Origin of the sequence: Uruburuella suis, from assembly GCF_004341385.1 — a bacterium.
GTDB lineage: Bacteria > Pseudomonadota > Gammaproteobacteria > Burkholderiales > Neisseriaceae > Neisseria > Neisseria suis.
Genome location: NZ_SLXE01000001.1, coordinates 198,264 through 218,849 on the forward strand (window position 1 = coordinate 198,264; position 20,586 = coordinate 218,849).

19 protein-coding genes are annotated in these 20,586 nt (G+C 53.4%); 9 read left to right on the plus strand and 10 right to left on the minus strand.

What is annotated here, in order from left to right:
• Positions 1–8: 8 nt before the first annotated feature.
• The 3 genes from EV680_RS00820 to putP all read left to right on the plus strand — a co-directional run bounded on the left by EV680_RS00820 (position 9) and on the right by putP (position 5,056).
• Positions 9–1,307: an adenylosuccinate synthase gene (locus EV680_RS00820; RefSeq protein WP_132952201.1), complete on the plus strand. Its 1,299-nt coding sequence runs from the start codon at positions 9–11 to the stop codon at positions 1,305–1,307.
• A gap of 149 nt (positions 1,308–1,456) precedes the next feature.
• On the plus strand, positions 1,457–3,316 hold the full coding sequence (locus EV680_RS00825; RefSeq protein ID WP_132952203.1) for a monovalent cation:proton antiporter-2 (CPA2) family protein: 1,860 nt from the start codon (positions 1,457–1,459) through the stop codon (positions 3,314–3,316).
• 246 nt (positions 3,317–3,562) lie between these two features.
• Positions 3,563–5,056 carry a sodium/proline symporter PutP gene (gene putP / locus EV680_RS00830; protein WP_132952205.1) on the plus strand — a complete coding sequence of 498 codons (1,494 nt, stop codon included), beginning with the start codon at positions 3,563–3,565 and terminating at the stop codon, positions 5,054–5,056.
• A 714-nt stretch (positions 5,057–5,770) separates the two neighbouring features.
• On the opposite strand, the gene leuD is transcribed toward putP, so the two are convergent.
• From leuD to leuC, 5 genes are all read right to left on the minus strand, one after another.
• Entirely contained in the window at positions 5,771–6,415 is a 645-nt protein-coding gene (gene leuD, locus EV680_RS00835) for a 3-isopropylmalate dehydratase small subunit (protein WP_132952207.1), read from the minus strand.
• Between the two features lie 57 nt (positions 6,416–6,472).
• Positions 6,473–6,613: an entericidin A/B family lipoprotein gene (locus EV680_RS00840; protein WP_207894258.1), complete on the minus strand. Its 141-nt coding sequence runs from the start codon at positions 6,611–6,613 to the stop codon at positions 6,473–6,475.
• Between the two features lie 27 nt (positions 6,614–6,640).
• The gene (locus EV680_RS00845) at positions 6,641–6,763 is read right to left on the minus strand and encodes an entericidin A/B family lipoprotein (protein ID WP_132952209.1); all 123 of its coding nucleotides are present in this window, start codon (positions 6,761–6,763) and stop codon (positions 6,641–6,643) included.
• A gap of 218 nt (positions 6,764–6,981) precedes the next feature.
• Positions 6,982–7,125: an entericidin A/B family lipoprotein gene (locus tag EV680_RS00850; RefSeq protein ID WP_424580102.1), complete on the minus strand. Its 144-nt coding sequence runs from the start codon at positions 7,123–7,125 to the stop codon at positions 6,982–6,984.
• Between the two features lie 141 nt (positions 7,126–7,266).
• Positions 7,267–8,676, minus strand: a complete 1,410-nt coding sequence (gene leuC, locus EV680_RS00855) for a 3-isopropylmalate dehydratase large subunit (protein WP_132952211.1) — start codon at positions 8,674–8,676, stop codon at positions 7,267–7,269.
• Between the two features lie 296 nt (positions 8,677–8,972).
• Between leuC and EV680_RS00860 the strand changes: the two genes are divergently transcribed.
• From EV680_RS00860 to EV680_RS00870, 3 genes are all read left to right on the plus strand, one after another.
• Positions 8,973–10,151 (plus strand): acetyl-CoA C-acetyltransferase, encoded by a 1,179-nt coding sequence (locus EV680_RS00860; protein WP_132952213.1) that lies wholly within the window; start codon positions 8,973–8,975, stop codon positions 10,149–10,151.
• 230 nt (positions 10,152–10,381) lie between these two features.
• A complete protein-coding gene (gene trpE, locus EV680_RS00865) occupies positions 10,382–11,857 on the plus strand; it encodes an anthranilate synthase component I (RefSeq protein ID WP_132952215.1) in 1,476 nt (491 codons plus the stop codon).
• A gap of 237 nt (positions 11,858–12,094) precedes the next feature.
• A complete protein-coding gene (locus EV680_RS00870) occupies positions 12,095–13,453 on the plus strand; it encodes a sodium-dependent transporter (protein ID WP_132952217.1) in 1,359 nt (452 codons plus the stop codon).
• A 296-nt stretch (positions 13,454–13,749) separates the two neighbouring features.
• Here EV680_RS00870 and EV680_RS00875 read toward each other — a convergent pair whose 3' ends face one another.
• The 4 genes from EV680_RS00875 to ybaK all read right to left on the minus strand — a co-directional run bounded on the left by EV680_RS00875 (position 13,750) and on the right by ybaK (position 16,721).
• A complete protein-coding gene (locus EV680_RS00875) occupies positions 13,750–14,859 on the minus strand; it encodes a hypothetical protein (protein ID WP_132952219.1) in 1,110 nt (369 codons plus the stop codon).
• Between the two features lie 31 nt (positions 14,860–14,890).
• Positions 14,891–15,766: a DMT family transporter gene (locus EV680_RS00880; RefSeq protein WP_132952221.1), complete on the minus strand. Its 876-nt coding sequence runs from the start codon at positions 15,764–15,766 to the stop codon at positions 14,891–14,893.
• A 79-nt stretch (positions 15,767–15,845) separates the two neighbouring features.
• Complete coding sequence (locus EV680_RS00885) at positions 15,846–16,208, minus strand: DUF4870 family protein (RefSeq protein ID WP_132952223.1); 363 nt, start codon at positions 16,206–16,208, stop codon at positions 15,846–15,848.
• A gap of 27 nt (positions 16,209–16,235) precedes the next feature.
• Positions 16,236–16,721 (minus strand): Cys-tRNA(Pro) deacylase, encoded by a 486-nt coding sequence (gene ybaK, locus EV680_RS00890; protein ID WP_132952267.1) that lies wholly within the window; start codon positions 16,719–16,721, stop codon positions 16,236–16,238.
• Between the two features lie 132 nt (positions 16,722–16,853).
• On the opposite strand from ybaK, the gene EV680_RS00895 reads away from it, so the two are divergent.
• From EV680_RS00895 to trmB, 3 genes are all read left to right on the plus strand, one after another.
• Entirely contained in the window at positions 16,854–17,210 is a 357-nt protein-coding gene (locus EV680_RS00895; protein WP_132952225.1) for a RidA family protein, read from the plus strand.
• Between the two features lie 144 nt (positions 17,211–17,354).
• Positions 17,355–18,041 carry a DUF2062 domain-containing protein gene (locus tag EV680_RS12205; protein WP_424580103.1) on the plus strand — a complete coding sequence of 229 codons (687 nt, stop codon included), beginning with the start codon at positions 17,355–17,357 and terminating at the stop codon, positions 18,039–18,041.
• A gap of 118 nt (positions 18,042–18,159) precedes the next feature.
• Complete coding sequence (gene trmB / locus EV680_RS00905) at positions 18,160–18,870, plus strand: tRNA (guanosine(46)-N7)-methyltransferase TrmB (RefSeq protein ID WP_132952227.1); 711 nt, start codon at positions 18,160–18,162, stop codon at positions 18,868–18,870.
• Between the two features lie 299 nt (positions 18,871–19,169).
• Here trmB and icd read toward each other — a convergent pair whose 3' ends face one another.
• The gene (gene icd, locus EV680_RS00910; RefSeq protein WP_132952229.1) at positions 19,170–20,408 is read right to left on the minus strand and encodes an NADP-dependent isocitrate dehydrogenase; all 1,239 of its coding nucleotides are present in this window, start codon (positions 20,406–20,408) and stop codon (positions 19,170–19,172) included.
• Positions 20,409–20,586 lie beyond the last annotated feature (178 nt).

Sequence of the window (20,586 nt, forward strand, 5' to 3'; positions counted from 1 at the left end):
ATCCAAACATGGCTAAAAACGTAGTGGTAATCGGCGCTCAATGGGGCGATGAAGGCAAAGGTAAAATTGTAGACTGGCTGGCAGAAGAAGCCGCCGGCGTGGTGCGCTTTCAGGGCGGCCACAATGCCGGCCACACGCTGGTGGTGGGCGGCAAAAAAACCATTTTGCGCCTGATTCCGAGCGGCATTCTGCATGAAACACTCGACTGCTTTATCGGCTCCGGCGTGGTGGTGAGCCCCGAAGCCTTGTTGGGCGAGATTGATGAATTGAATGCCGCCGGCGTGAAAAACGTAGAAGGCCGTCTGAAAATCGCGCCCACCTGCACCGTGATTCTGCCCTACCATGTGGCGCTCGACCAAGCGCGTGAAGCTTCGCGCGGCGCCGGAAAAATCGGCACCACCGGCCGCGGCATCGGCCCGGCTTATGAAGACAAAGTGGCCCGCCGCGCCATCCGCATGGTGGATTTGCTGGACACCGACAAGCTCAAAGCCAAGGTAGAAGCCAATCTGGCTTATTACAATGTGCAGCTGCAACACCTGCATCAAGCCGAGCCCGTGAAGCTGGAAGATGTGATGGCGGTGATTGAAAAAGTGGCGCCGCGCATTTTGCCCATGCTCGCCGATGTGTCGCGCACCTTACACGACATCAACGAAAAAGGCGGCAAGCTTTTGTTTGAAGGCGCGCAAGGCACGCTTTTAGACATCGACTACGGCACTTATCCGTTTGTTACCTCGTCCAACTGCTTAGCCGGTGCGGCTTCGGCCGGTGCGGGGGTGGCACCGCAAATGCTGCAATATGTGTTGGGCATTGTAAAAGCCTACACCACCCGCGTGGGTTCGGGCCCTTTCCCCACCGAATTGTTTGACGAAGTGGGTGCCGGTTTGGCCGAGCGCGGCCACGAATTCGGCTCAGTTACCGGCCGTGCGCGCCGCTGCGGCTGGTTTGACGCTGCCGCATTGAAACGCTCGATTCAGGTAAACGGCATCAGCGGCATGTGCATCACCAAGCTCGATGTGATGGACGGTATTGAAAACATCAATATCTGTGTGGGTTATATGCTGCCCGACGGCAGCCAAACCGATATTCTGCCCTTCGGTGCCGATGCGGTGGCCGACTGCGTGCCGATTTATGAAACCCTACCCGGCTGGAGCGAATCCACCGTGGGCGTGAAAGATTACGACAAGCTACCGGCAAATGCCAAAGCTTATCTGAAGCGCATCGAAGAAGTGTGCGGTGCGCCGGTGGCGATTGTGTCGACCGGCCCCGATCGTGAAGAAACCATTGTGTTGCAGCACCCGTTTGCCTGAAAAAGCAGTTGAAATCAAAACGATTATTCTGTTTGCCTGCCCGCATGCACATACAGGATAATTGTTTTGCATTATCTGCACACAAAAAGGCCGTCTGAACGTGTTCAGACGGCCTTTCTTAAATTAAAACCGGCTTAGAAAGCACCATCATGGGCTCATTATTATTTACCGCATTTATTTATCTGTTTGCCGCCGTGGTGGCCGTGCCTTTGTCGAAACGTTTGGGTTTGGGCTCGGTGCTCGGCTATTTGCTGGCGGGCATGATTATCGGCCCCGCGCTGGGGTTGGTGGGGCGTGAAACGCAGGAAATCCAGCATGTGGCCGAATTCGGCGTGGTGATGATGCTGTTTTTGGTCGGGCTCGAGCTCGCGCCGGGCATGCTTTGGCGCTTGCGCAACAAGCTTTTGGGGCTCGGCGGCCTGCAAGTGGGCGCCACGGTGGCGGTGATTGCGCTGGCGGCGATGGCGCTGGGGCAGCCTTGGCAGGTGGCCGTGGCAGCGGGCTGCATATTGGCGCTTTCCTCTACCGCGATTGTGTTGCAAACCTTGGGCGAAAAAAACCTGCTCGGCAGCCCCGGCGGGCAGGCAAGCTTTTCGGTGTTGCTGTTTCAAGATATTGCCGCCATTCCGATGCTGGCGCTTTTGCCGCTCCTGGCCATGCCGGAATTGCTCGGACAGGCGCATGGCGCAAGCGGGCATGACGAAGCGAATTTGCTCACCGGCATGAATGATTATCTGAAAGCGGTGGTGACGCTGGGCGTGATTGCGGCGATTGTGGTGGGTGGCCATTTTTTATCGCGGCCGGTGTTCCGCTTTATCGCCGCTTCGCGTATGCGTGAAGTGTTTACCGCATCTGCGCTCACCTTGGTGGTGGGCATTGCCGCGCTGATGACGGCCATCGGCCTCTCGCCGGCGCTGGGCGCATTTATCGCCGGCGTGGTGCTGGCCAACAGTGAATACCGGCATGAGTTGGAAAGCAATATCGAGCCTTTTAAAGGTTTGCTGCTGGGTTTGTTTTTTATCACAGTGGGTGCCGGCATCAATTTCAACCTGCTGTTTGATGAATTCGGCATCATCTTGGGGCTCACGTTGGCCATGATGTTGCTGAAAATTGCGGTGCTGCTGATTTTGGGGCGGATTTTCAAGCTGCGCGGGCCGGACAATCAATTGTTTGCATTGAGCTTGGCGCAAGCCGGTGAATTTGGTTTTGTGTTGTTGGCCTTGGTGGTGCAAAGCGCGGTGATGCCGGCGGCCACCGCAGAGCGCGTGCTGCTGATTGTGGCTTTGTCGATGGTGCTCACGCCTTTATTGTTTATTGTTTACGATAAAATTCTGGCACCGCGTGCTTATCGGGGCGGACAGCGGCAACATGATGAAATCAACGAGCAAAACCCGGTGATTATCTGCGGACACGGCCGCTTCGGCCAAATGGTTAACAGCCTGCTGATTTCCTGCGGCTATCCGACCACGGTGATTGATTATGATGCAGACACCGTGGACGGCATGTCGCGCTACGGCATCAAAACTTATTTCGGCGATGCCAGCCGCCCCGAGCTGTTGGAAACGGCTGGCATCAATAAGGCGCGCTTGCTGGTGGTGGCCATCGATAACCGTGAGCAGGCTTTGCAGATTGTGGAGCATGTGCACCGCATCCGCCCCGACTTGCCGATAGTGGCACGCGCTTACGACCGCCTGCACACTTATGCCCTGCACCATGCCGGCGCGCAAATGATTGTGCGTGAAACCTTTGATGCCGCCGTGCGCAGCGGCCGCGAGGCCTTGCAATTTCTAGGGGTGGACAAAGCGCTGGCTGAAAAATTGAGCACGTTTTACTACCACCGCGACCGCCACAGCGTGCGCCGGATGGCCGAAGCTTACGACCCGGAAGCGCCGCGCTTCGGCAACACGAAAATGGCCAATATCGCCCGTGCGGTGGATGCGGAAACGGCCGAGATGATGCAGGCGCTGCTGCGGGGCGAAGAAGTGGATTGGCCGGCACAAGAACAATAAAACGGCCGCACAAATCAGCCGCCGCCGGCAAGGCTTGTCATATTGTTTTCAATTTAATCATAGGAAAAAGGCCGTCTGAAAGGTTTTCAGACGGCCTTGTCAATTTAACTGTTCAATCCAACTCATATCGTTAAAACATAACTTAACCTACCTTGACTGAATCTGATGTTTCCTGTTAAATGCTTTCACCAATGCAGCACATAAGCGCTGCATATCCCCCACATATCAAGAAATCAGAGGTCTTTTATGGGAAACTTCAACCCGATGTATGTCACTTTCGGGATTTACCTGATTGCCGTGCTGCTAATCGGCTTGGCGGCTTATTTTTCCACCCGCAGTTTTGACGATTATATTCTCGGCGGCCGCAGCCTCGGCAGCTTTGTTACCGCCATGTCGGCGGGCGCTTCCGATATGTCGGGCTGGCTTTTGATGGGCTTGCCCGGCGCGATTTACGTGGCCGGCCTCTCCGAAGCCTGGATTGCCATCGGCCTGACCATAGGCGCTTATTTCAACTGGCGCTTGGTGGCCGGCCGATTGCGTGTGCACACGGAATACAACAACAATGCGCTCACCTTGCCCGATTATTTTTTCAACCGCTTTGGCGCAAAAAACAAGGTGATGAAAGTGATTTCAGCCGCCATTATCTTGTTTTTCTTCACCATTTATTGCTCATCGGGCATTGTGGCCGGCGCGCGCCTGTTTCAAAGCCTGTTTGACATCGGCTACACCGAAGCCATGTGGCTGGGTGCCGGTGCCACCATTGCCTACACCTTTATCGGCGGCTTTCTGGCCGTAAGCTGGACCGACACCATTCAAGCTACCCTGATGATTTTTGCGCTGATTCTCACGCCGATTATGGTGTATTTGGCGCTGGGCGGCGCCGATGAAATGAGCGCCGCCATTCAAAGCGTGGCCGCCACCACCGGCAAAGAATACGGCAGCCTGATTGCCGGCACCACGCTGATGGGCATTATTTCCACCGCTGCTTGGGGCTTGGGCTATTTCGGCCAACCGCATATTTTGGCGCGCTTTATGGCGGCCGAAAATGTGAAATCCTTGGTGAAAGCCCGCCGCATCGGCATGACCTGGATGATTTTGTGCCTCACCGGTGCATGTGCCGTGGGCTATTTCGGCATTGCCTATTTCGGCAACCATCCCGACCAAGTGAGCGCTTTGGGCGGCAACAACGAGCGCATTTTTATCGCGCTGACCACTTTGCTGTTTAACCCGTGGATTGCCGGCGTGATTTTGAGCGCTATTTTGGCGGCGGTAATGTCCACCCTTTCCTGCCAATTGCTGGTTTGCTCCAGCGCCATCACCGAAGATTTCTACAAAGGCTTTCTGCGCCCCAATGCCGCCCAACAGGAATTGGTGTGGATCGGCCGCTTAATGGTGCTGGCCGTGGCGGTGATTGCCATTATTATTGCGGCCGACCCGGAAAGCAAAGTGCTGGGCTTGGTGTCGTATGCCTGGGCAGGATTTGGCGCGGCATTCGGGCCGGTGGTGATTTTATCGGTGTTTTGGAAACGCATGACCGCCGCCGGCGCGCTGGCGGGCATGATTGCCGGTGCTGTAACCGTGGTGGCCTGGAAAGCCACCGGCAGCAGCCTTTATGAAATCGTGCCGGGCTTCATCGCCTGCACCATCGCGGTGGTGGTGGTGTCGTTGTTGGACAAAGTGCCCGCCGGTGTGGTGAAAAATTTTGAAGAAGCTGATAAAACGTATCAAGCGGCAAAATAAGTGCATCAAGCTTTAGGGTCTGTTCACAATTCATCCGTGCGCTCAAAATCTTACGCACGGATGAAATGTGAACAGACCCTAGCACAATGCTCGAGGCCGTCTGAAACGTTTCAGACGGCCTCGAGCATTGTGGAATAAAGAATAAAACGATACAGGGCACCATAGTCATGCGTACGATTACGCCGCTTGTGGCGGCTAATCGTACCTACAGTTGTCTGCCAATAGTTGGAAATGAGCAAGCACAGTCTGCCTGTAAAGTGCATAGTGAAATGCAAGAAAAGTTATACAAACTGCATTCTGCAACGGCGTAGGTTGGGTTAATTAACCCAACGTTTCATACCAATTCAAAAAAGTAAGCTAACAAGGCGGCGAGCCGCAGACAGTACAACTAGTACGGCAAGGCGAGACAACGAAGTTAGGTTATTTTTTTGGATTGGTATCATACCCATTCAAAAAAGTAAACTAACAAGGCGGAAGCCTACGACAGTACAGATAGTACGGCAAGGCGAGGTAACGAAGTTAGGTTATTTTTTTGGATTGGTATCAGACGGCCTGTGGGTTTGTTGGGTTTACAAGCCAACCTACCCGCTGCTTTTATTTTATTTTGCAAGGTTATTCTTTTGAATTGGTATAAGCTTGCTTTTGAATGGGTATGAATACGAAAAGGCCGTCTGAAAAGTTTCAGACGGCCAAAACTTATTAACAAGGCAAATATCAAACTTGGTTAAACAGCCACGGCTGCGCCTGCTTGCGCTTGTCTTCAAAAGCTTTGATTTCATCGGCATGCTGCAAGGTGAGGCCGATTTCATCAAGGCCGTTTAAAAGGCAGTGTTTGCGGTGCTCGGTGATGTCGAATGCAAACGATTGGCCGTCGGGCGTGGTAACAGTTTGCGCGGCCAAATCGATATCGAGTGCATAGCCTTCTTCGGCTTCGGTTTCTTGAAACAATTGGTCGACCACTGTTTCATCCAACACAATGGGCAGCAAGCCGTTTTTATAGCAGTTGTTGAAGAAAATATCGGCAAATGAGGGAGCGATTACGGCGCGGAAGCCGTAGTCGTCAAGCGCCCACGGGGCGTGCTCGCGGCTGGAGCCGCAGCCGAAATTTTTGCGGGTGAGCAACACTTGCGCACCTTGATAGCGCGGCTGGTTCAGCGAAAAATCAGGGTTGAGCGGCCGCGTGCTGTTGTCCATGCCCGGCTCGCCGTGATCCAGATAGCGCCATTCGTCAAAGGCGTTGGGGCCAAAGCCGCTGCGCTTGATGGATTTGAGAAATTGTTTGGGAATAATCGCGTCGGTGTCGACATTGGCGCGGTCGAGCGGGGCAACCAGCGCGTTGATGCGGGTAAAGGCTTTCATGCTGTGTACTCTTGATATGGCAAAAAGCGCCCGCAGCGGGCGGGCGCTTCCGGCTGATTAGTTTGCGCCGTGGCGGTCGGCAGATTGCTCAAGCTTGTTGCCGGCTTTTTGAACATCTTCGCCAAAGCCTGAAACAGTGTTGCAGGCGCTCAGCAAAACGGCGGCAGCCATGGCCAGCCATACGGTTTTTTTCAACATAGTGCGCTCCTTTGGGTGGAAATTGATTTAATCTGCTGCTTTTTCAACTTTATCGCCGACTTTCTGCACATCTTTGCCAAAGCCGGAAACGGTGTTGCAGGCGGATAACAATGTGATCGCGGTCAAGCCGATCAAGATGATTTTTTTCATGGCAAAATGCTCCTTAAAGAAAGATTCAAATATACACGCCACGTTAAATCGAATGTGGTGTTTGCTATCATAGCCTTTGCGTTTTCAAATGACAACTCTATCTGTTGCTTATTTCAGAAGGCCGTCTGAACATTCAGACGGCCTTCTGAAGCTGCCACCCATCAAGTGTTGGACGGAGGCATATGCATGTTTTCTCGAGCAAAGGCCGAGAAACCTGCTTACATATCAGATTGCACTTTGTCTGCGCTGCGGGTAACGGCAGAGCCGGCTGCGCTTACATCTTCACCGGCACCGGCAATGGTGTTGCAACCGGCCAAAAAAGATGCGGCGGCAATGGCGATTAAAACGATTTTTTTCATCATGAGCTCCTTGGGTTAAAAATAAAAGTACAACCAGCCTGTGTTAGAGGTGACTCCCTCAAAGAAGTTCAATGGAAATCGGCCTGCATTCCGCTTTTCAGACGGCCTGTGCACTTTGGGTGTGCACAACAGCCGCCGGAAAAATCAAGCCAATGTGCGCACATCGGTGAAATGGCCGGCAATGGCGGCAGCAGCAGCCATGGCGGGGCTCACCAAATGGGTGCGCCCGCCGTTGCCCTGGCGGCCTTCGAAATTGCGGTTGGAGGTGGATGCACAGCGCTCTTGCGGCTCGAGGCGGTCGGCATTCATGGCCAAACACATCGAGCAACCCGGCTCGCGCCATTCAAAACCGGCGGCGGTAAACACTTTGTCAAGCCCTTCTTGCTCGGCCTGCTCTTTCACCAAGCCTGAGCCGGGCACCACGAGCACGCGTTTCACATTGGCGGCTTTGCGGCGGCCTTTGGCCACGGCGGCCGCTTCGCGCAAATCTTCGATGCGGCTGTTGGTGCACGAGCCGATAAACACCACGTCTACCGCAATTTCATTTAAAGGCGTGTCGGCTTGCAAGCCCATGTATTCGAGCGCGCGCTCCATGCCGCCGCGCTTGACCGGGTCGGCTTCATGGGCGGGATTGGGCACTTGGCCGTTGATGTTAAGCACCATTTCGGGCGATGTGCCCCAAGTGACTTGCGGCTCGATATCGGCAGCGTTGAATTCAAACACTTTGTCAAACGCAGCACCTTCATCGGAAACCAAGGTGCGCCAATAGGCCACGGCTTGTGCCCAATGTTCGCCTTTGGGCGCAAACGGCTTGCCTTCCACATAATCGATGGTGGTTTGATCCACGGCCACGAGGCCTGAGCGTGCGCCCGCCTCGATGGCCATGTTGCATAAGGTCATGCGCCCTTCCATGCTCAGGCTTTGAATGGCTTCGCCGCCGAATTCGATGGCATAGCCGGTGCCGCCGGCGGTGCCGATTTGGCCGATGATATAAAGCGCCACGTCTTTGGCGGTAACACCGGCTTTCAGACGGCCATTCACTTTAATCAGCATATTTTTGGATTTTTTGGCGGTGATGCATTGGGTGGCCATGGTGTGCTCCACTTCGGAAGTGCCGATACCGTGCGCCAATGCGCCGAATGCGCCGTGGGTGGAGGTGTGGGAGTCGCCGCACACCACCGTCATGCCGGGCAATGTAGCCCCTTGCTCGGGGCCCATCACATGCACAATGCCCTGCCCTTTGTCTTTAAACGGGAAATAGGCCAAAGCACCGAATTCTTTAATGTTGTGGTCGAGGGTGTCGACTTGCAGCTTGGAAATCGGGTCTTTAATACCCTCATCCCAATGGTCGGTGGGGGTGTTGTGGTCGGCGGTGGACACCACGCTGTCGATGCGCCAAAGCGGTCGGCCGGCCAGTTTCAGGCCTTCGAAGGCCTGCGGGCTGGTGACTTCGTGCACCAAATGGCGGTCGATATAAAGCAGCACCGTGCCGTCCTCTTCTTCGCGGACGATATGGCTGCTCCAGAGTTTGTCGTAAAGGGTTTGTGCGTTCATAGTGGGCTGCTTTTTTTATCAGGGTTGGATGGGGAAACAAAGATGCATATTAGACTTTTTGGACTTTGTTGGCAATCTGTTTTACGCTTTAAAATAAACCTCTATTTATTTTAGACAATATGTCTTATTTCAGACGGCCTTTATGATGGATTGCATGCTTTCTATCAAGTGCAGATTGTGCTGAATGCCTGATTTGGTTTAATCTGTGGCTTTGTGCAACTGTCGATTATTTCGCACAACACCAACGGCCGACAAGCCCCATTCAAAAAACAAACCCAATCAGGAGCAAATTAAAGATGAAACAAGTGGTCATCGTGGCGGCCAAGCGCACGCCCATCGGCAGCTTTTTAGGCAGCCTGGCCGGCGTGAGCGCGCCGCAACTGGGCGCAGTGGCCATCAAAGCACTGCTGGCCGAAACCGGCGTAGCACCCGAAGCGGTGGATGAAGTGATAATGGGCAATGTGCTCACCACCGGAGTGGGGCAAAATCCGGCGCGCCAAGCGGCGCTGGCCGCGGGCATTCCGATGGAAAAACCGGCCACCACAGTGAATGTGGTGTGCGGCTCGGGCATGAAGGCATTGCAGATGGCGGCGCAGGCAATTATGTGCGGCGATGCGGAAATCGTGGTGGCCGGCGGTCAGGAATCGATGTCGCAAAGCCCGCATTTCATGCATATGCGCGGCGGCCTGAAAATGGGCGACGGCAAGCTGGTCGACAGCATGGTTTCAGACGGCCTCACCGATGCTTATCATCATTACCACATGGGCATCACCGCCGAAAACATCGTGGAAAAGATCGGCATCAGCCGCGAAGCGCAAGACGCATTGGCGCTTGCTTCGCAGCAAAAAGCGGCCGCCGCGCGCGCCGAGGGGCGGTTTGACGCAGAAATCGCACCCGTGAGCGTGCCGCAGCGCAAGGGCGGGCCTCTGAGCATCACGCAAGATGAATACATCAAAGCCGATGCGAGCGCCGAAGCCTTGGCCAAGCTGCGCCCCGCTTTCAAAACCGACGGCACGGTTACTGCCGGCAATGCTTCCGGCATTAACGATGGCGCAGCGGCATTGCTGCTGATGTCGGCCGAAAAAGCCGCCGAGCTGGGCTTGCCGCCTTTGGCTGCGGTTAGCGGCTACGCTGCCGCCGGCGTGGCACCGGAAATCATGGGGCTGGGGCCGGTTGAAGCGGTGCGCGCGGCTTTGGGCAAAGCCGGCTGGCAATTGGCCGATGTGGATTTAATCGAAGGCAACGAAGCTTTTGCCGCCCAAGCGCTGGGCGTGGCCGAAACACTCAGGTTTGACATGGCAAAAGTGAATGTCAACGGCGGCGCGATTGCATTGGGTCACCCCATCGGCGCATCAGGCTGCCGCATTGTGGTGACATTGCTGCACGAAATGCAGCGGCGCGGCGCCCACAAAGGCTTGGCCACGCTTTGTGTGGGCGGCGGCATGGGGCTGGCATTGGCGCTTGAGCGGGTGTAAAACACAGTTTATTTGACAAGCTCCGGCTGCGTTTTTTTTCAGACGGCCTCCACAAAATATGAGCGCGCTGCATTTGCATCGCGCTTATTTTTATGTGCGGCTGCTTTAACCATAAAACGGCTATCGCCGCAGTTTGCTTGTTGTGAAGATTGATTTATGGCCCGATAAGTCTTAAAAAGAGTTATGATAGGCGCTCACATTAATAAACATCTTTTCAGGCCGTCTGAAACATGATTACGCTGCAACAATTCCAACAACAAGCCGCCGCAGGCTACAACCGCATTCCGCTGGTGCAAGAGCTGCTGGCCGATCTCGACACCCCTTTATCGCTTTATCTTAAGCTGGCCAACCGCCCCTACAGCTATTTGCTCGAATCGGTGGTGGGCGGCGAGCGTTTCGGGCGCTATTCCTTTATCGGCCTGCCCTGCACCACTTATCTGAAATCATCGGGCAAGCAAGTGGAGGTGTATGAAAACGGCAGCATCGTGGAAACCCACCACGGCAACCCATTGCATTTTATCGAGCAATTCCACGCCCGCTTCCACACGCCCGAAATCCCCGGCCTGCCGCGCTTCACCGGCGGCCTGGTGGGCTATTTCGGCTACGAAACCATTTACCATTTCGAGCATTTCGCCCACCGTTTCCAGCAGGCGGCCAAGCCCGACAGCATCGGCACGCCCGATATTCTGCTGATGCTATCGCAAGAATTGGCCGTGGTGGACAATCTGAGCGGCAAAATCTATCTGATTGTGTATGCCGATCCGGCCGCACCCAACAGCTATCAGGCCGCGCGCGAGCGCTTGGAAACCTTGCGTACGCAATTGCGCCAAAATTGCGCCATTCCGCTCTCGCTGGGCAGCCCCGCCACCGAGCCCGAACATGAAACCGGCGAAGCCCTTTATAAAGAATATGTGCGCAAAATCCGCCAATATATTCTCGAGGGCGACTGTATGCAGGTGGTGCCCAGCCAGCGCATGAAGCTGCCTTTTTCCGACAACCCGCTCAGCCTCTACCGCGCCTTGCGCACGCTCAACCCTTCGCCCTATATGTTTTACTACGATTTCGGCGATTTTCATGTGGTGGGCGCATCGCCCGAAATTTTAGTGCGCCGCGAACGTGACAACATCATCGTGCGCCCTATCGCCGGCACCCGCCTACGCGGCCAAACCGCTGACGAAGATTTGGCGCAAGAGCAGGATTTATTGAGCGATGCCAAAGAAATCGCCGAGCATGTGATGCTGATTGATTTGGGCCGCAACGATGTGGGGCGCGTGAGCGAAACCGGCAAGGTTAACGTTACCGAAAAAATGGTGGTCGAACGCTATTCGCATGTGATGCATATTGTGTCCAATGTGGAAGGCCGTCTGAAACCGGGCGTGTCGAATATGGATGTGCTCGCCGCCACCTTCCCCGCCGGCACGCTTTCAGGCGCGCCCAAAGTGCGCGCGCTCGAAATCATCGAAGCGCTCGAGCCGGTGAAACGCTGCATCTACGGCGGCGCGGCCGGCTGCTGGGGCTTCAACAACGATATGGATTTGGCCATCGCCATCCGCACCGCCGTGATTAAAAATCAAACGCTTTATGTGCAAAGCGGCGGCGGCATTGTGGCCGATTCCGATGAAGAAGCCGAATGGCAGGAAACGCAAAACAAAGCCCGTGCCGTGCTGCGCGCCGCGCAAATGGTGCAGGAAGGGCTGGATAAATAAAGTCTATCCAAAATTACGAGGCCGTCTGAATGCTTTCAGACGGCCTTTTTTTATCCCGCCATACCGCTTGCCGTTTTCTGCAAAACCCGCTCTGCAAAAATTGCCGACAATTAATGAAGGAAACGCTTGTTCAAATTTGAATTAAGTGGCATGATTAGCAAAATTTAACTACTTTTAACAAGTTCACAACCCGTAAAACAGCCACGAGCGGCGGGAACACATCAAAAGGAGCAATCTATGAGCAGCAACCACAAAAGCAGCCATGCGCAATGGGGCTCGCGCGTCGGCTTTATTCTGGCCGCCACCGGCTCGGCCGTGGGCTTGGGCAATATCTGGAAATTTCCCTACATGACCGGCCAGAGCGGCGGCTCGGCCTTTGTGCTCACCTATCTTTTATGCATCGCCTTTATCGGCCTGCCGATTTTGGTGGCCGAGTGGCTGATCGGCCGGCGCGGCCAGAAAAACCCGATTCATGCCATGGAAGATGTGGCGCAGCAAAACCGGCGCAGCAAAGCGTGGAAGCTGGTGGGCGTGTCGGGCGTGTTGGGCTCTTTTTTGATTTTATCGTTCTACAGCGTGATTGGCGGCTGGGCGGTGGATTATATTTTCATCACCGCTTCCGGTGCTTTTAACGGCATGGACGGCCAAGCCACAGAAAGCCTGTTTACCGGCTTTTTGGGCAACCCGAGCCAGCTTTTAACCTGGCACAGCATCTTTATGTTGCTCACCGTGGTGATTGTGGCCATGGGCGTGTCCGGCGGCCTCGAGCGCGCATCCAAACTGATGATGCCCGCTTTGGCGCTTGTGCTGCTGGTGTTGGTGGCTTATGGTGCTTTTTTCACCAATTCATTCGGTGCGGCTGCGGCTTATCTTTTCTCCCCCAATTGGAGCGCCATCAACGGCACCGTGATTTTGGCCGCCCTCGGCCACGCCTTTTTCACACTCTCGCTGGGCATGGGCATTATGATGGCTTACGGCTCTTATTTGGGCCAAGAAGTCAACCTGATTAAAACCGCGCGCACCGTGGTGATTCTCGACACCGTAATCGCCCTTTTTGCCGGCCTCGCCATTTTCCCGCTGGTGTTTGCCCATCATCTCGAACCTTCATCCGGCCCCGGCCTGATTTTCATCACCCTGCCGATTGCCTTCGGCAACATGACCGGCGGCACTTTGCTGGGCGTGCTTTTCTTCATCTTGCTCACCTTTGCCGCGCTCACCTCTTCCATTTCGCTGTTGGAGCCGACTGTAGAGCTTTTGGAAGAAAAAACCCCGCTGAGCCGCAAAGCCGCCACCGCCGTGGCCGGCGGCGCCATTTGGCTGCTGGGCATCGCCTGCCTGCTCTCGTTTAACAGCTGGAGCGACGTGATGATTTTCGGCAACAATATTTTCGACGCGCTCGACAAGCTCACCAGCAAGCTGATGCTGCCGCTCACCGGTTTGGCCACCATCATCTTCGCCGGCTGGTTTATGAATCAGGAAAGCATCCGCCAAGAGCTGGGCTTGAGCGGCGCCGCCTACACCGTTTGGAAAATCGTCAGCCGCTTTATCGCCCCCATCGGCGTGATTATCGTGTTTGTCGCCAGCCTGTTGGGTTGAGTGTTATCGGATTGTTTGTAAAATATAAAGGCCGTCTGAAAAAGCTTTCAGACGGCCTTTTGTTGCAATTGCAACGTTCAATACACATCCATTTATGGTGCAGGCAATTGATACAAATATTCCCCTTTAATTTTTAAGCACTTAAAGCTTTCATTTTTAAATTCTTTAGTATATCGTGGTAATTTAATATTATTCGGGCAGAAAATTTTGGTCTCACCCAAATTCCACATCATATAGCCATACAGTGCATTATTATACTCACCCCATTTTTTGATTGCGTCTTCACAAATTTTTCTCTAATTCTCACTTTCCATCTTGCAAATAGGGTAAAACCTTTCACGCAATTGCAGTAAATATTTTTTGCTGTCTACATTTTTCCCATCTTGCTGTTCCGGCAAAACAGTCCAATCAATAAACCGCTTATCAAGCAAATACAGACGGGCTTGAGAATGACTTTCTATATATCCTAGTTTATGCAATAAATTCAGATCAACTTTTGATCCCGGCATCGTCATCATTGTGAATCCTAATATGCCCACAAAAAATATCGGAAAGCCCCAAATAATTCTAGGGTTTTCGCCTACTTCCCCTACGCCTACCAATGCAAAAGATGGAAAAATATTAACTATATAAATTACGACTAATGTTACCCAAAACCAAATAGGGGAATCAAACCATGAACTAAACCGTATGATAGAGAACCATAGTAAGGTTGAACTAAACAAAAGCAATCGCCCATAGTTGACAGTAAATTTTAAAAATTCAAAAAATGAGAATCTAATTTTATTTTTATTAAACTTGATAATAAAACTATAAAAAATCATAGAAATAGTGATAAAACCAATTAAATATACAATAATAATCAAATATACACTAAACGGAATTGAATCGTTTTTCCATGTACTGATATCGAATTGATTTACAATAAAAATTTGAGTACTTAATAAAGCTATTAAGCCTAATATGCATAACAAATGGCCTTCCCAACTATCTTTTCTGATTTTATTCACCGAACTGGCAAAGTCATAAGGGGCATAAAATGGTATTCCAAAAATAAATATCAATAAAATCAGCAAGATGAATAAAATAGAAACTAGTGATGACGGGCTAGACATCACCTGCGCAAACAAACTCACGCTATCTATTGCATACAAATAGCTATAAACAATAATGGCACCAATCACAAAAGCCGCCAATGATGCCAACGGCAAAATTTTCGGCAACCGCTCAAGCCAAACCCAACCATCCTTGACCTTTGCCGCACGCTCCTCTTTTTTCGCAAATTCTGCCAGCCGCGGCTCCATTTCTTGCCATAGCTGGTTTTTCACATCATTTTTAATTTTTTCTTCAAATCTGATCAGATTTTGAATATCGTTTTCCGATTTTCTCCGCTTATTCCACCACATCGCTGGCTCCTCTTTATCTTACATTCCTATCTCAAATATTCACCAGCCGCGCCAGCTGCGGCCAATAAAACAAACAGGCAATGGCACACACGGCCAACACAATGCCGGCGGCGTTGATGGTGCTGATTTTTTCTTTAAACGCCAGCGCGCCCACCAGCGTGCCCAACACAATCACGCCGATGTTCATGCCGGCAAACACCAGCGTGGGGTTGCTGCTATAAGCTTGATGCGCGCGGATGTAAAACAAAATATTGGCAAAATTCAGGCTGCCGAGCGTCAGGCCGCCGATGATGCCGGCGGCGTTCCATTTGCTGCCTTTGTAAAACAAATAGCCAAACATCAGCAGCGCGGCAAGGCAGAAAGCCACCAGCAGATTGCCGGAAAAAGCCGTGCCGGCGGCGGCTACTTGCTTGAACAAAATATCGATCACGCCATAGCCTGCCCACACGCCTAAAAGCAGCGCGGCATTGCCGGCAAAGCCGCCCGATTTCTTGCCGCCCTCGCCTTTCCACAGCAGGCAAAACAGCGCGCAAAAAGCCAACGCAATGCCGATTAAGCGCCCTTGCGTGAGCTTTTCGCCGAAAATGGCAAAAGAAGCGGCAATCGGCAGAAAAAGCGACAGCCGCTGCGCCGCATCGGATTTCACAATGCCCGCCCGCTCCACGGCGCGCCCCATCACCACAAACACCGCCGGCAGCAACACCCCAAGCGCGGCAAACAGCCACCAAGTGGGCAGATAGCTTTTCCAAGCGGCTAAATCGGGGCGCAAAAAATACACGCACAAAGCAATGGCCATCAGATAATTGACGGCCACCGCCTGCTCGATGTCGATTTTTTTGCTGCGGGCGATTTTCAACAACACCGACACCGCCACGCTGCATAAAATGCTGATTATCAAATAAATCATATTAAGCAATCATATCAAACACATTCTTTCAGACGGCCTGACAAAAAAGATATTAGGGTCTGAAACCTCAAACAGGCGCTTAAAACCAGCCCTCGGCCGACACCGGCTTGCGCTCGTAAAGCTTAATAAAGCCGGCCACCACGCGGTAAACAAACCACACGCTCACCACAATCAGAATCAGCCCGCCCACCGCCAGCGCCAGCGTAAGCCCACCGATAAAAAAGCCGATCAGGCTCACCCAAAAGGTTTTAATCAAATACTGCATATGGTTGTAAAACACCGTGCCCTGCATCTCGCCGCGCTTCACATAAGCCATAATCACGCCCACCAGCAAGGTGATGCCGACCACCAGCGAAGCGGCGTAAAGGCCGTAAACAATCATGCTGTAGGTGCGCAGATTGTCGGGCGCGGGGGCGTTGTGTTGGATGATGTCGTTGCTCATTTGCTGCTCCTTTTCCGTGTTTGATAATTAATGATCCGTGGCCACATTCACGCTCACCGGATTGAGGCTTTTGAGCGCTGCGGGTGCGAGCGCCACCAAAAAGCCGCGTTTGCCGCCGTTGATATAAATGGTGTCCAAATCCCAAATGCTTTGCTCCACATACACCGGCAGTGCAGTTTTGGTGCCGAAGGGGCTGGTGCCGCCCACCAAAAAGCCGGTCCATTTATTGGCCTGCTTCGGATCGGCCGGCTCGATGTGTTTCATGCCCAGCGTTCGGGCTAAATTGCGGGTGGAAATCTGCTTATCGCCGTGCATCAGCACAATCAGCCCTTGGCGCGCTTCGTTTTGCAGCACAATGGTTTTAATCACTTCATGCTCGCCCACGCCCAAGCTGGCAGCAGAATGCGCCGTGCCGCCGTGCTCGACATAAGGATAAAGCCGCGGCGTGTAATCGATTTTGTGCGCACGCAAAAAGCGGATGGCGGCGGTGATAGGATAATCGGGTTTGCTCATATCGGATTGGTATTTAAAAAGGCCGTCTGAAGCCGGTTGAAATAAAGTTGCCGCCAAAGCCCCGTGCGGCTTTGTGGCGATTTCGCGATATGTTACCATAAGCGCCCGCCCAAACATGATTCAGGAGCAAACATGAGCATTCAATATCACGGCCAAAACGCGCGCCTCTCCGAAGCCGTTACCGCCAACGGCCTGGTGTTTCTGGCCGGCATGGTGCCGGAAAACACCGATGCCGACGCCACCGCCCAAACCCGCGATGTGTTGGCACAAATCGATTATTGGCTGGCCCAATGCGGCTCAAGCAAACAACACATTCTCGAAGCCACCATCTACCTGCCCGATCTGGCCGATTACGATGCCATGAATATCGCTTGGGACGAATGGGTAGCGCCCGGCCACGCGCCCGCCCGCGCCTGCGTGGAAGCGCGCTTGGCCAAACCCGAATGGAAAGTGGAAATCAAGCTCTCGGCCGTGCAGATTCAAAAATAAAAGCTTCATCCGCAGGCCGTCTGAACCCTCTTTGTGTTTTCAGACGGCCTTTTGCCGATTTTCACGCGCACACAAGCGCCTACACAACCATTTATACGATAAGATACAGCCACACAATAACAACGCCGCTGCTCACACCCGCTTATGTTCGACAACTGGAAACACAAACTGCCCACCCGCGAAAAAATTTTCGCCTCACGCTGGTTCAAACCTTTCGCCCATTTGTTTGATAAGCCCGAATATTGGGCCTTCAAGCGCGACAAAGTGGCACTTTCCGTGGCCATCGGCCTTTTTTGCGGCATGCTGCCCGCGCCAACGCAATTTTTCTCCGCGCTGATGATGGCTTATCTTCTGCGCACACAATTGCCCATTGCCCTTTTCAGCACGCTCTACACCAACCCGCTCACACTGATTCCGCTTTATGTAGCCGCCTACAAGCTCGGCAGTCGCCTGCTCTACGGCACCGCCGCTCAGGCCGAATTGGTGATGCCCGCGCTGGGCGAGCCCGGCTTTTGGGCCGATGCCGGCCGCTGGACGCTCCAATTCGGCCAGCCGCTGGACGCTCCAATTCGGCCAGCCGCTGGCCTTCGGCATACTCATCATGGGCACTACCTTTGCCCTCGCCGGCTATGCGCTGGTGCAAATCATCTGGCGCTGGCGCATCAACCGCAAGCAAGCCCGGCGCAAACGCCGGCAGCGCCGAAAAGAAAGCCGCAACGTTTAACACCCAGATGCAGACAAAATGCAAACAAGCCCCATCTTCGCGCCATGCCGCCGCTGCGGTATAATGCGCAAATCCATAAGGTTTGTGCACACTTCATCCGCGAATAAGATTTAGAGCCGACATGGCCGCCAAATGAATGCTGAACAAGCGCTTAAAAAGGCCGTCTGAACATATTCAGACGGCCTGCTGATTGATTTCCTTACCGATTCTTACTATTGGGCAAATATGACCGAGCAAAATCCCTCTTCTGAAAACAGCGCTGCCGAAACCCACCCGCGCAGCATCCGCAGCTTTGTTTTGCGCCAAGGCCACATGACCGCCGCGCAGCAGCGCGCCATCGACACTTTGTGGCCGGATTTCGGCGTGGATTACCAAGCCGCGCCACTCGATTTAAACGCATGCTTCGGCCGCGACAGCGATAAAGTGCTCGAAATCGGCTTCGGCATGGGCGTGGCCACGGTGGAAATCGCCAAGCGCCTGCCCCAAAAAGATTTCCTCGCCATCGACGTGCACGGCCCGGGCGTGGGCAACCTGCTCAAGCTGATGGAAGAAGAAAATGTAAACAACATCCGCGTGATGCGCCACGATGCGGTGGAAGTGGTGGAAAACATGCTCGCCGATGGCAGCCTCGGCGGTATCCACATTTTCTTTCCCGACCCTTGGCACAAAAAACGCCACAACAAACGCCGCCTCGTGCAAGCGCCTTTTATCGCCAAGCTTTTGCCCAAATTAAAAACCGGCGGCTATATCCACTTAGCCACCGATTGGGAAGAATACGCCGTGCAGATGCTTGACGTGTTGCGCGGCTTTGAGCAGCTACAAAACACCGCCGCTGATTACGCGCCCACACCGGCCTACCGCCCCGAAACCAAATTCGAAGCGCGCGGCAAGCGGCTGGGGCACGGCGTGTGGGATGTGGTGTTTGTGAAAAAATAATGCCGCCACAAGCGCAAAGGCCGTCTGATACCCATTCAAAAAAATAATATACAAACAGGCAGCCTGTAGGTCGGATTCTCGAATCCGACACTTGTTCGCAGAACAAGACACGCACATCGCTTTGGCCGATGGCCAAACGTCTGATTCGAGAATCCGACCTACGCGGATGATGCTGCCGAACTGCTTTTGTTTTGTAAGGTTATTTTTTCGAATGGGTATCAGACGGCCTTATCAAATCAGAAGCCACACCCAATAAAAACCCGTGCCTTCAGGCACGGGTTTTTATCAGCTTATGATGATTACATACGCTCAATCATGGCTTTGCCGAATTCCGAGCAGGAAACCTCGTTGGCATCGTCCATCAAGCGGGCGAAATCGTAAGTAACCTGTTTGTCGCCAATGGCTTTTTCCATCGATGAAATCACCAAATCGGCCGCTTCTTTCCAGCCCAGATGGCGCAACATCATTTCGGCAGACAAAATCAGCGAGCCGGGGTTTACTTTGTCTTGACCGGCGTATTTCGGCGCAGTGCCGTGCGTGGCTTCAAACACAGCGTAATTGTCGGAAATATTCGCACCCGGCGCAATGCCGATGCCGCCCACTTGCGCGGCCAGCGCATCGGAAATGTAGTCGCCGTTGAGGTTCAGCGTGGCGATTACGTCATATTCGGCCGGACGCAACACGATTTGCTGCAAGAAAGCATCGGCAATCGCATCTTTCACGATGATGTCTTTGCCGGTTTTCGGGTTTTTAAACTTGCACCACGGGCCGCCATCGAGCAATTCGGCGCCGAATTCTTTTTGCGCCAGCTCATAGCCCCAATCGCGGAAACCGCCCTCGGTAAACTTCATGATGTTGCCCTTGTGCACCAAGGTCACGCTGCTGCGGTCGTTGTCGATTGCATATTGGATGGCCGCGCGCACCAAGCGCTGAGTGCCCTCTTTAGACACGGGCTTGATGCCGATGCCTGAAGTTTCGGGGAAGCGGATTTTATTCACGCCCATTTCGTTTTGCAGAAAAGCAATGATTTTCTTGGCAGCATCGCTTTCAGCTTCCCACTCAATGCCGGCATAAATGTCTTCGGTGTTTTCACGGAAAATCACCATATTGGTTTTGCTCGGGTCTTTCAAGGGCGAGGGCACACCGTTGAAATAACGCACCGGGCGCACGCATTGGTATAAATCGAGCTCTTGGCGCAAGGCCACGTTGAGCGAGCGGATGCCGCCGCCCACGGGCGTGGTCATCGGGCCTTTGATAGACACCACATAGTCTTTCAGTGCCGCCAAAGTTTCTTCCGGCAGCCAAACATTGTCGCCATACACACGGGTGGCTTTTTCACCGGCAAACACTTCCATCCAGTGGATTTTCTTCTCGCCACCATAAGCCTTGGCCACCGCTGCATCGATTACGTCTTTCATCACCGGCGTGATGTCCACGCCGATGCCGTCGCCTTCGATAAACGGAATAATCGGGTTGTTCGGCACGGCTTTGCCGGCTACAATTTTTTGGCCCTCTGCGGGCGCTTGAATGTGACTCATGGTGTCTCCTGTTTTCGGGTCTGTTTTTCTTTGGCGGCAGGCCGCCGCGTAACCTTGGTGATTATGCTTGATTTTGAGTGTTTGCGCTAGGGTCTGTTCACATTTCATCCGTGCGTAAGATTTTGAGCGCAAAAGCGCGCTTGCAAGGCGAAAAGCGCAGCAAGGTTGGACACCTTGC